The sequence below is a fragment of the Rugamonas sp. GW822-FHT03B10 genome (genome assembly GCF_058801745.1).
On record NZ_JBXANP010000005.1, the window covers coordinates 12,979 to 24,545 of the forward strand.

Below are 11,567 nucleotides of genomic sequence, written 5' to 3' on the forward strand. Positions count from 1 at the left end.
GGCCGGGACGCCCGGCCTCAACCAGGAAAGACCCTTGCCCTATGAGCATCTCCTATAACGCACTGACCGGCGCGCTGGCGGCCCAGGCCGCCCTCAACACGTCGAGCCAGAACATCGCCAACCTGCAGACCAAGGGCTACACGCGCCAGGGTGTGCTGCTGGCGGCCGTGCAGCCGGACGCCGGCAGCAAGCTGCCCGGCAACGGCGTGCAGGTGTCGGCGCTGCTGCGTTTCAGCGATTCGTACAAGACCCAGCAGATGTGGCGCGCCAACTCCGACCTCGGCGCGCGCACCCAGACCCAGCCCTACATGACCCAGATGGAACGGGTGATGAACGACAGCCTGTCGAGCATCAGCGCCGGCGTCGACCAGTTCTTCAAGGCCCTCAACGCGGCCGGCGTCGACCCCACCTCCACCCCGCTGCGCCAGCAGGTGGTGACGGCGGCCGGCGCCATGTCGCAGCACTTCAACAGCATCTACAACGTGACGGCCAACCAGCTGATCTCGATCCAGCAGCAACGCGACGCGATGCTGCCGCAGATCAACTCCACGCTGCAGAACATCGCCTCGCTGAACCAGCAGATCGCGGCCGTGGGCGTGCTCGGCACCAACACCTCGGCCCTGGTCGACAAGCGCGACCAGCTGATCGACGGCCTGGCCAACCAGGTGGCCATCGAGGTCAACGAGAACCCGGACGGCAGCCGCAGCATCTCGCTCAAGGGCGGCCAGCCGCTGGTGGTCGGCAACATCGCCGGCACCATGGCGTTCGACACCAGCGCCGGCGCGCCCGTGCTGACGGTGACCTTCGCCAACACCCCGTTCAAGCTCGACGACACCAAGGTCGGCGGCCAGCTGGGCGGGCTGAGCGACTACATGGCCAACACCCTGAAGCCGCTGCAGCAATCGATCGCCGACATGGCCGACCAGCTGGCGAGCAAGGTCAACACCCAGCTGGCCGCCGGCTTCGACGCCAACGGCAATCCGGGCGCGCCGCTGCTGGTGTACAACCCGGCCAGCGCCACCGGCCTGCTGGAGACCACGGCCGGCTTCCAGGCGGCCGACCTGGCCTTCTCGGCCGACGGCACGCCCGGCGACAGCGGCAACCTGCAGCAGCTGATCGACATCAAGAACCAGACCGTGAACCTGAGCTCGATCGGCACCGTGCTGCTGGGCGACGCCGACACCCAGCTGGTGGGCAAGCTAGGCATCGACAGCGCCAAGAACCAGTCGCTGCTCAACACCGCCACCACCGTCCGCCAGCAGGCCGAGGACGACTGGAAGTCGACCGCCGGCGTCAATTCCGACGAGGAAGCGATCAACCTGGTGGAATACCAGAATATGTACCAGGCCAACATGAAGGTGATCGCCGTCGCCAACACGCTGTTCGACGCCACCCTGCAGATGTTCGGTTAAGGAGTTTACGATGCGCATCGCCACCAGCCAGTTCCAGGCCACCATGAACCGCGGCCTGCAATTCAACCAGGACAAGCTGGCCCAGCTGACCGACCAGATGGCCTCGGGCAACAAGATCCAGCTGCCGTCGGACGACCCGGTCACCAACGTGCGCCTGTCGCGCCTGACGCGCGAGGAGGCCATCGTCGGCCAGTACCGCGAGAACATCGGCGCCATCAAGATCCGTCTGGAGAAGAACGAGACCTACCTGACGTCGATGACGGCCGACATCAACCAGGCCCAGGACCTGCTCGTGTGGGCCTCGGACGGCGGCAACGCGGCGGCCGACCTCGGCTCCATGGTCAACCCGCTGACCTCGCTGCGCGACAGCCTGTTCTACAACGCCAACACCAAGGACCAGGAAGGCCGCTACATCTTCTCGGGCACGCTGACCAACACCCAGGCCATCACCTACGACCCGGCCGCCCCGGTCGGATCGCGCTACACCTACACCGGCAACACCAGCCAGCAGCAGGTGGTGGTGGGCAACGGCATCACGCAGGTGGCCAACGCCAACGTGTCGGGCCTGGAGACGCTGCTCAACCAGCTCGACACCTCGATCGCCGAGCTGTCGGCGCCCGGCGTGACGCCGTCCACGCCGTCGCTCAAGGCGGCGCTGTCGGCCAACCTCGACGGCACCAGCAGCACGCTGGACCTGGTGTCGGGCAAGATCGCCGACCTGGGCGGCGCGCAGAACATCCTGTCCACGCTCGACAACAACCACGCCAACGTCAGCCTGTCGAACCAGACCGCCATGACCACGCTGGGCCAGCTCGACTACGGCCAGGCCGCCACCGAGCTCAACGGCTATAACCTGGCGCTGCAATCGTCGTACAAGGCCTACGCCAAGGTCAGCAACCTGTCCCTGTTCAACGTCCTGTAAATCGTATGCAAATCGCTCAATCGACCACCCCCACCGTCATTGCCCCCGGCACTGCCGGCGGCGCCAGCCCGTCCGATGGCACCGCGCTGGGGCTCGACGGCGAACGCGCGGCCACGGCCACCCCGGTCACGCCCACCCCCACGGCGGCCGCCCCGCTGCGCCAGGGCATCGCCAACTGGCGCCAGCCGCTGCAGGGCGACATCTCGGGCGCCCAGCAGGCGCTGGACTTCCTGGAGCAGAGCGCGGCCCAGCTGCGCAGCCTGAAATCGGAGTTGTCGGCCAAGCTGGCCGCCCACCCGGTGCGCGACGGCAGCATCGAGATGCGCGTGCGCCAGTTCGGCGCCACCTGGCGCACGCGCCAGAGCGCCTCCGGCGGCACGCTCGACGCCCGCCTCGGCTACGGCCGCAAGCCGACGCTGCAACATTTCTCCGTGCGCGGCATGAGCCTGGCCCACCTGCGCAGCGGCGGCAAGGAAGTGCTGGCCATCGCCGTGGGCGCCGGCACCCAGGGCCTGCGCTCGGTGAGCCTGGAGCCGGGCTTGAGCGACGACCAGATCGCCCAGCGCTTCGACGACGCGCTGGCGCCGTCCGGCGTGCGCGTGGCCGTCGGCGACGACGGCAACCTCGACTTCTCGACGCCGGAAGCGGACTGGGCCGGCGTGCGCGACAATTTCTCGGTGCAGGGGGCCGGCATCCGCTTCCCCGGCGGCCAGCTGAACCGCATCAAGACCGAGCCGGAAGCGCCGGCCATCAACCCCGACAACTGGCACACGTCGGACGCCGACGCCCTGCGCCAGACGCTGCAGCAGGTGGTGCAGGCGCTGGCCCAGGTGGAGGCGGCCATCGCCAGCGTCAACGGCGCGCTGAGCCAGGCCGACAGCCAGATCCAGGTGGCCGCCCCGGCCGGCGCCGACACGGCCGGCATGGGCCAGGTGGCGCAGAATTTCGTCTCCACGGCCAGCCAGCCCGGCTACCAGTCCTTGCTGTCGATCACCTCGGCGCTGGCCGGCATCAGCCGCGAACGCGTCGTTTCGCTGCTGGGCCTGCGCTGATCAGGCCGGCGCCGGGGGCGGCAGGCCGCGCCCGGCCAGCGCCGTGAACTGGTCGGCCGGCAGGGCCGGCGCATACAGATAGCCCTGCGCGAAGTCGCACCGGGCCAGCGCCAGCAGGTCGCGCTGCGCCGCCGTCTCCACCCCTTCCGCCACCACCCGCAAGCCGAGCTTGTGCGCCATCGCGATGACGGTCTCGCACAGGGCCAGGTCGCCGGTGTCGGCCGCCAGTTCGCGCACGAAGCTGTGGTCGAGCTTGAGATAGTCGATGTCGAAGCGCCGCAGGTGCGACAGCGACGAATAGCCGGTGCCGAAGTCGTCCAGCGCCACCTGCAGCCCCATCCCGCGCAGGGTCCGCAGCCGCGCCGCCACCGGGCTGGCGCCGTCGAGCAGCACGCCCTCGCCGATCTCCAGCACGATGCTGCGCGGCGGCAATTCCAGCGCCCGCACAAATTCCTGCCAGCCCTCGTAGCGGGCCGCGTCGCCGCGCAACTGGCCCGGCGACAGGTTCACGCTGATCTGGAACCCGGGTCCGAACTGCCGCTGCCACTGGCGCGCCTGGGTGGCGGCCTGGCGGAACACCCAGTCGCCCAGCTCCAGCAGCAGGCCGTTCGATTCGGCCTGGGACAGGAACTCGGCCGGCGCCAGCAAGCCGCGTTGCGGATGCTGCCAGCGCAGCAGCGCCTCGGCCCGTTCGATGGCGCCCGTGGCCAGGTTGACGATGGGCTGGTAATGCAGGACGAACTGGCCCTGGGCCTGGGCCAGCCGCAGGTCCTGGATGATCTGCAGCCGGGCCTGGGCCGCCAGCTGCAGATCGGGCGTGAAATAGCTGTAGCGGTTGCGCCCGCCATGCTTGGCCGCGTACATGGCCTGGTCGGCGTGGCGCAGCAGCTCGTCCGGTTCGGTCGCGTCCGACGGGAACAGGGCGATGCCCACGCTGGCCGACACCCGCCCCTGCTGCCCGCCGAGCTGGAACGGCTGGTTCAGGTTGTCGAGGATGTTGCGGGCGATGCGCTCCACGCTCGACACGTGGTCGAGGCCGGACAGGATGATGGTGAACTCGTCGCCGCCCAGCCGGGCCAGCGTGTCGGACGCGCGCACGCAGGCGCCGATGCGGCGCGCCGCCTCGACCAGCAGCGCGTCGCCCTGGGCGTGGCCGAGGGTGTCGTTGACCTGCTTGAAGCCGTCGAGGTCGATGAACAGCAGGGCCAGGAACAAGCCTTCGCGGCTGGCTTTCTTCATCTCCTGGCGCAGCCGGTCCTGGAACATATGGCGGTTGGGCAAGGCCGTCAGGGCGTCGAAGTTGGCCTGGTGCCAGATCAGCTCGGAGCTCTCGCGGCGCGCCGTGATGTCGGTCACCAGCGCCAGCGCGCCCAGGTACTGCCCCTGCGGATCGAAGATGGGATTGGTGGCCAGCGTGGCCCACAGCGCGCTGCCGTCGGCGCGCAGGAACTTGAATTCGTGGCGCTCGGCCACGCCGTCGCGGCGGCGCGCGATGTTGCGTTCGAGGATGGTGCGGCCCTCGTCGTCCATGAAGTTGACCAGCGGCTGCTCGAGCATCTGCTCGATCGTGTAGCCGAGCATGGCCGCCATCTTGGGATTGACGAAGCTGGTACGGGCCTGGTCATCGATCTCCCAGATGCCCTCCTCGGCCGTGTGGACGATGCGCCGGAACCGTTCCTCGCTGCGCTCGAGCGCGGCCAGCTTGCCTTCGGCCAGCTCCAGCACCACCCGCAGCGCCTGGCCGCCGAGGTCGGCGCTCGCGCGCAGCGTGGCGGGGAAACCATGCTGCTCATGCGCGCGCAGCAGCTGCAGGTCGCAATGCTGGGGCTCGCTGCTGTTGAGGGCGGCCTGCACCAGCCGGTCGAAGTCGGCGATGAACCGGGAACTGATGAAATTGCGGAAATGCACGCGGTCGGGATTCAGGCGCGGCACGCCCAGCAAGTCGGCCCCCACCAAGTTCATTTGCAGGATGGTGGTGTCCAGTCCCAGCACGAAATAGCCGACCGGCGCCAGCAGGTAGATGTCGTTGAAATACGCATGCTCCTGCTCCAGCCGCAGCCGCTCCGGCGACAGCCCCTCCCCGGCCCGCGCGGCCAGCGCCGCGCGCGCGCCCTCGCCCAGTGGCACGGCCGTGCCGGCCAGCGGCCCCATGGCCGCCGCGGACACTCCCGGCGCCTGCATCTCGTCGTCCATGATCCCCTTCCGCGCAGCGCGGGCGCAATGGCTAAGTCATGCAATAAGGATAAGAAATTCCGCTCATTCAAGACTAACATCGAAGATGGACGCTGTCGAGCATCCCGCGCAGGCTGGTAGTGACGCCGGGCGCAGCTCAGACGGCGTGGCGGCGGCGGCCGAACGGATGGCCCACCACCAGCATGGAACTGGCGATCAGGCTGCTCAAGCCTATCATCAGCTGGATCAGTTTGTCGTCCGGCAGCACCCACAGCGCGCCGGCCGGCGCCTCGACCCGCGCGGCGGCCATGATCAGCGGCGCCACCCAGGCCGCCTCGGGCGTCACGTCGAGGATGACGGCGCCGTCCGGGCTGGTCTGCAGGTAGATGTCGCCGCCCTCGGCCAGGGTGAAGCACACGCCGTAGCCGGTCTCGTGGCGGCCGATGTTGTCCTGCATGCTGCGGTTGTGCTCCTCTATCCACAGCTCGACGTCGGCCGCGGTCTCGAGCGCCATCCACGGCACCGGCTTGAAGCGCGGCGCCCGGCCCGCCTGTTGATCATCATGCATAGTGTTCCTGTGTTCGGTTCATTGGCGCCAGTCTAACCGATCGCGGACGACGCGCGCGGCGGAAAAGGGCTACGATGGCTGGTATCCGGCAGCTTCAGGGAGGACGCCATGAAACACCGATCCAGCTGGTACGGCCCCGGCGGCGCCGTCTACCAGTCCGAATTCACCCGCTTCATCGACGGCTATCTGCACGACCATCCGGACGTGGCGCGCGACCAGCAACTGGGCTGGCGCATCTGGTGGGAGCGGCCCGTCAAGCTGGACGAGCTGGAAAAGGCGCAGCACGACAGCGTGCCGCTGCCGCCCTACTATTACACGACCTGAACGACGGCGTCAGCCCTTCCAGGTGCGCTTGAGGCCGGTGTCGGCGTGGATCCAGCCGCCGCGCGGTCCGGCGCGGTAGTAGAAGCCCACGCCGCCCTGGCGGAAACTGCGCACCAGCCCGCCCAGCACTTCCGCGTTCAGGTTGGCGATGCGGATGTCGGCCGCCCGCCCCTCGATGTGCAGCGACTGGCGCGCGGCCGGCACGCCGGACTCGATCAGCTTGCGGTTGGAGGTCGCGGTGCGGAAGCCGGACAGGATTTCCAGCGGCTGCTCGATGCCGTAGCGGGCCACGAACGCCTGGGTGCCCCACAGCGTCTCGAACAGCTTGGGGTCGATCGGCGCCGTTTCCTTGCCGTTCACGTCGCGCAGCAAATGGCACAGTTCCTGGTAGGCCGAGTCGATGATGTCGCCGTCCTTCCAATACAGGATCTTGGCCCGCTCGCCGCTGGCCGGGCGTGTGACGTCGATTACGCGCGGCTTGAGCCAGAATTCCAGGTCCAGCGCCTGGGCGTCGAAGATGTCGGGCGGCGGCGCCAGTTCCGCCTGCGGGACCGGCCCGCCGTCCGTCTGCGCCTGGGCCGGCTGTCTGGCGGGCTTGGCCGCCACATGCGGCCGTCCGGCCGTGCCGGCGGTGGCCGTGTGCACGGCGCTGCGGGCCGCGCAACCGATCAGCGGCGTCCCCAGGAAAGCGGTGGTGGTGAGCCCCAGTCCCTGCTGAAGAAAAGTTCTGCGCGTAACCATATTGTTGCCTATTAAAACAATGCGCTTACTATAACGTAGCGGGGGGAAATGGAAAACCACCGCGGCGCGCTGAAACGCATCTTTTTTCTCGTTGCGCCCGGTAGAACCGGGTGGTCCGGGCCGATATCAAAGTTGCAGTTCGGCACTTCCATCGGCTACCATGTGTTTTCCGAGTACGCTTCAACGTTGCAGGACACGATGCCGACGACTATCGCGATCATTGAAGACAACCGCGACTTCCTGCGCCGCTACGCGGCCATGGTCGAGGCGGCGCCCGACATGCGGCTGGTGGGCACGGCCGCCAACGGCCGCGACGGCCTGGCCATGCTCGAACGCGGCCGCGCCGATGTCTACCTGATCGACCTCGGCCTGCCCGACATCAACGGCGTCGAGCTGATCCGCCAGGCCGTGCGCCGCCATCCCGATTGCGACGCCGTGGTGATCTCCGTGTTCGGCGACGACGCCCACGTCCTGGCGAGCATCGAAGCGGGCGCCACCGGCTACCTGCTGAAGGATAGCACGCCGGCCGACATGCTCAACGGCATCCGCACGCTGCGCGACGGCGGCGCCCCCGTCAGTCCCGTGATCGCGCGCAAGATCCTGCAGCGGCTGCAGGGCCGCGCGCCCGGCGGGCCGCGCAGCGGCGCCGACCCGCAAGCCCAGGGCTTGCTGACGGACCGCGAGGTGGAAGTGCTGCGGGCGCTGGCCAAGGGGCTGACCTTCATCGAAATCGGCGAGCTGCACGAGATCTCGCCCCACACCGTGGCGCGCCACGTCAAGAACATCTACAAGAAGCTGGCCGTGCACTCGCGCGGCGAGGCCGTGTACGAAGCGACCGCGCTGGGCTTGCTGTAATGCCGGCCGCCGCGCCCGCGCGTCCCGCCCTGGTGCGCCAGGTGGCCGCCGTGGTGGTCATCCTCAACGGCGTGATCGGCGCCATCCTGCTGCTGTTCCTGCAACAAAGCTACCGCCAGCAACAGGAACACGCGGCCATCACGGCCCACAACCTGTCCACCGTGCTGAAGGAGAATATTTCAGCGACGATACGGGAAATCGACGTGGCGCTCGACGCGCTCGCGCTCGACATCGCGCAACTGCCCGCGCCCCAGGCGGCCGGTCCGCTGGCCGCCCTGCTCCAGCGCCAGCAAGACCGCCAACCCGCGCTGCGCCCGGTGCGCGTGTACGACGCGGCCGGCCGCCAACGCTACGGGCCACCGCTGGACGCGGGCGCGCGCGTGACCGTGGCCGACCAGGACTATTTCCTCGCCCTGCGCGACAGCACGACGCCGGGCCTGGCGCTGAGCCGCCCGTTGCGCGATCCCGCCCTGCAAGCGTGGTATGTGCTGTTCGCCCGCGCCCTGCGCAAGGCCGACGGCAGCTTCGACGGCATCGTCAGCGCCGAAGTGCCGCTGCACCGCCTGGGCAACGCGTTTTCGCTCACCAGGGTCGGCCCGCGCGGCGCCATGACGCTGGTGTCGTCGGACGAACTGGTCTACGCGCGCTACGCCCGCCAGAGCGAGGACGACGCCATGATCGGCAAGGTGATCCCGTCGCCCAAATTGCGCGACTATGTGCGCACGGGCCACCGGCCGGACAGTTACCGGTTCCACTCGCGCTACGACGGCATCGAACGCTTGATCTCGCTGCAGCGCGTGTTCGACCAGCCCGTGCTGCTATTGCCGCGCAACCTCTATTTCAGCGTGGGACTGGCGCGCGACGACTACCTGCAAAAATGGCGCGATGAAGTGCTGCTGGCCACGGTACTGATGCTGCTGTGCCTGCTGTCGAGCGCCGGCGGGGCCTGGGCCCTGCTGCGCTTCTGGCATGAACGTGGCGCCAACCAGGAGCGATTGCGCGTCTTCGAACGCGAACATGCGGCCAACGAAGAACGCCTGCGCATCATGCAGGACTTGCACGACGGCGTCGGTTCCACCCTGGTGTCGACCTTGATGCTGGTGCAGGGCGGCAACGCCGACACGGCGCAAACCGTCGCCATGCTGCAGGAATGCCTGGACGACATGCGCCTTGCGATCGACACCCTGTCGCCGGACGAACCCGATCTGCTGCCCGTGCTCGGCAACTTCCGCTTCCGCATGGAGGCGCGGTTCAAGGGCGTGGGGCTGCCGCTGCGGTGGCACTATCACAACCTGCCCGAGCAATTGCATATCGCCCCGCACGACGGGCTGCAAGTGCTGCGCATCCTGCAGGAAGCGCTGACCAACGCCCTGCGCCATGCCCGCGCGCACGCGGTGACGGTGGACCTGCACTTCACGCCCACCTTGTTTTCGGCCCGGGTGGGCGACGATGGCTGCGGATTCGATGGGGAAGCGGCCAGCCACGGGCATGGGCTCGGCAATATGCGGCTGCGCGCGCAACGCATCGGCGCCACGCTGACCATCCATGCCCTGCATCCCGGCACGGCGGTCGAACTGTCGTTGCCGCTGCCGCCGCATGGCGGCGATGAGGAGCGCTAAGCGCTCAGCTGTTATTGCATTGACAGAAGCGCTTGCGCCCGGCCGTCGGTGCGCCTTCGCCCAGTTGCTTCCAGAAGAAGATGGTTTCCACGCCATACGGCGAACGTACCTTGCCCGAGTGGATATAGCCCTGGCTGGCGAAAAAGCCTTCGCCGGTGGCCGTGCTATGCAATTGCAGGGCCTTGACACCCCAGCTGCACGCCTGCTGCTCCACGCGCGCCAGCAGGGCCTTGCCCGCGCCCTGGCTGCGCGCCTCCGGCAACAGATAGCACAACGCCAGCTTGCCGGCCGCCGTCAGCAGGGCCACGCCGACCACCGCGCCGTCCAACACCGCCACCAGCGAATAATTGGTGGGCGAACTGAACCAGCTCGCCACCATCTGCGGCGTTTTGTTGCCCAGCCAGGCGTCCAGGATGGCCGGATCGTTCTTGTGATCCAGGACACAACATTCCGCGATCGATCGTCGCAGGACGTTGCATGCTGCAAATGCATCTGTCGAAGCAGCAAGTCGAATTTCAAGACTCATGTACGCTCACAAAATATTTCATTAGCAAAGTGAAGAGTGCCAGTGACGCTTCGCCGTGCATGCAGCGACTATACACCAAGCGTGAAAAGCCGTTGCGGACCGCCTCCGGCCGGCCTGGACGGCCGGGTCCGGACCGGCCGGCATTCTACACCAGCGCTCACATTTCCATCCGTTCGCCTGCGCGCGCCACAACAATCGGCGCGCCGGTGTGGTCTGGCCGGGACTGAATGGCCCAAGTACGATAGACGAGATACCACTTTAATGTTATTGTTTATCCTCAGGAAAATATTGCCGCATTGCCAGAAATGTTGTGCGACGCGCCGCGTCCCGCGGTCCGATAGATCCCCCTTTCCTTCAGAAACCACATGCTCAAGAAAATAGTTGCTGTAGTGCTGAGTTCGTTTGCTGTCGCTGCATGCGCAGTACCACTCGGTTCGCAGTCCGTGCTGGTGGTCGAAAACGACACCGGCAAAGTACTGCTCGAAAAGAACGCCAACGTTCAAGTCCCCATCGCCTCGCTCACCAAACTGATGACGGCGATGGTGGTGCTGGACTCCAAACCTGACATGGACGCCATGATCAGCATCGACAAGACGGACGTCGACACGCTCAAGCACAGCACCTCGCGCGTGCCCGTGGGCGCCGAGATCGCCCGCCGCGACGTGCTGCAACTGGCGCTGATGTCGTCCGACAACCGCGCCGCCGCGTCGCTGGCCCGCACCTACCCCGGTGGCCCGGCCGCGTTCGCCGCCGCCGTCAAGGCCAAGATCCGCGCGCTGGGCATGACCCAGACCGTGATCGAGGAACCGACCGGCTTGTCGCCGAACAACCGCTCGACGGCCGCCGATCTGGTCAAGATGGCCACGGCCGCCGCCAACTACCCTGAAATCCGCCGCATCACCACCGACGCCAAGGATGTGATCAACATCAAGGGCCGCCAGGTCGAGTACCACAACACCAACCGTCTGGTGGGTGCCAAGGGCTGGGATATCGGCATGTCCAAGACCGGCTACACGGAGGAAGCCGGCCGTTGCCTGATCATGCGCATCAAGTCGGCAGGCAAGAACGCCACCCTGGTGTTGCTGAACGCGAAGGCCAGTTCCGCCCGTTTGATGGACGCCCTCAACATCCGCCGCTTCATCGCCGGGCCGGGAGAAGAAGCCAAAGTGGTGCCCGTCTCCAGCCGCCATCACAAGAAACACGGCCATACCAATAGCCACCGCCGCCGCACCTGAACCAGGCGAACGCCGCAGCATTCACCAAGAACCGGGCCTCATGGCCCGGTTTTTTTATTCTCCGGACGGTGAACCGCCCCCCTCCAGCGACCGCCCTCTCATGCCAGGAATTGGTCGTTTTACACCAATAATTAGCACGAT

General features: G+C 67.3%; 11 protein-coding genes. 7 read left to right on the top strand and 4 right to left on the bottom strand.

Annotated elements, in window-relative coordinates:
• Positions 1-41: 41 nt before the first annotated feature.
• The 3 genes from flgK to AC1RQG_RS09980 are packed head-to-tail and all read left to right on the top strand — an operon-like array spanning position 42 to position 3,386.
• A complete protein-coding gene (flgK, locus tag AC1RQG_RS09970) occupies positions 42-1,412 on the top strand; it encodes a flagellar hook-associated protein FlgK (RefSeq protein ID WP_493130792.1) in 1,371 nt (456 codons plus the stop codon).
• A gap of 10 nt (positions 1,413-1,422) precedes the next feature.
• Entirely contained in the window at positions 1,423-2,334 is a 912-nt protein-coding gene (gene flgL, locus AC1RQG_RS09975; protein ID WP_493130794.1) for a flagellar hook-associated protein FlgL, read from the top strand.
• A gap of 5 nt (positions 2,335-2,339) precedes the next feature.
• Complete coding sequence (locus tag AC1RQG_RS09980; RefSeq protein WP_493130796.1) at positions 2,340-3,386, top strand: hypothetical protein; 1,047 nt, start codon at positions 2,340-2,342, stop codon at positions 3,384-3,386.
• Here AC1RQG_RS09980 and AC1RQG_RS09985 read toward each other — a convergent pair whose 3' ends face one another.
• Together AC1RQG_RS09985 and AC1RQG_RS09990 are read right to left on the bottom strand one after the other, a co-directional pair.
• Complete coding sequence (locus tag AC1RQG_RS09985; RefSeq protein ID WP_493130798.1) at positions 3,387-5,579, bottom strand: putative bifunctional diguanylate cyclase/phosphodiesterase; 2,193 nt, start codon at positions 5,577-5,579, stop codon at positions 3,387-3,389.
• 136 nt (positions 5,580-5,715) lie between these two features.
• Entirely contained in the window at positions 5,716-6,126 is a 411-nt protein-coding gene (locus AC1RQG_RS09990; RefSeq protein ID WP_493130800.1) for a hypothetical protein, read from the bottom strand.
• Between the two features lie 108 nt (positions 6,127-6,234).
• On the opposite strand from AC1RQG_RS09990, the gene AC1RQG_RS09995 reads away from it, so the two are divergent.
• Positions 6,235-6,450, top strand: coding sequence for a DUF3460 family protein (locus AC1RQG_RS09995; RefSeq protein WP_493130802.1), 216 nt, complete (start codon positions 6,235-6,237; stop codon positions 6,448-6,450).
• Positions 6,451-6,459: 9 nt separating this feature from the next.
• Here the strand turns inward: AC1RQG_RS09995 and AC1RQG_RS10000 are convergent, their stop codons facing one another.
• Positions 6,460-7,191: a YcbK family protein gene (locus AC1RQG_RS10000; protein ID WP_493130804.1), complete on the bottom strand. Its 732-nt coding sequence runs from the start codon at positions 7,189-7,191 to the stop codon at positions 6,460-6,462.
• A gap of 198 nt (positions 7,192-7,389) precedes the next feature.
• Between AC1RQG_RS10000 and AC1RQG_RS10005 the strand changes: the two genes are divergently transcribed.
• Together AC1RQG_RS10005 and AC1RQG_RS10010 are read left to right on the top strand one after the other, a co-directional pair.
• Positions 7,390-8,046, top strand: a complete 657-nt coding sequence (locus AC1RQG_RS10005; RefSeq protein WP_493130806.1) for a response regulator — start codon at positions 7,390-7,392, stop codon at positions 8,044-8,046.
• Positions 8,046-9,665 (top strand): cache domain-containing sensor histidine kinase, encoded by a 1,620-nt coding sequence (locus tag AC1RQG_RS10010; RefSeq protein WP_493130808.1) that lies wholly within the window; start codon positions 8,046-8,048, stop codon positions 9,663-9,665. Before AC1RQG_RS10005 ends, AC1RQG_RS10010 begins: the two co-directional genes overlap by 1 nt.
• Positions 9,666-9,669: 4 nt before the next feature.
• Here the strand turns inward: AC1RQG_RS10010 and AC1RQG_RS10015 are convergent, their stop codons facing one another.
• Positions 9,670-10,191 (bottom strand): GNAT family N-acetyltransferase, encoded by a 522-nt coding sequence (locus tag AC1RQG_RS10015; RefSeq protein ID WP_493130810.1) that lies wholly within the window; start codon positions 10,189-10,191, stop codon positions 9,670-9,672.
• A 365-nt stretch (positions 10,192-10,556) separates the two neighbouring features.
• Here AC1RQG_RS10015 and AC1RQG_RS10020 point away from each other — a divergent pair, with 365 nt between their 5' ends.
• A complete protein-coding gene (locus tag AC1RQG_RS10020; protein ID WP_493130812.1) occupies positions 10,557-11,426 on the top strand; it encodes a serine hydrolase in 870 nt (289 codons plus the stop codon).
• The last annotated feature ends 141 nt before the right edge of the window (positions 11,427-11,567 follow it).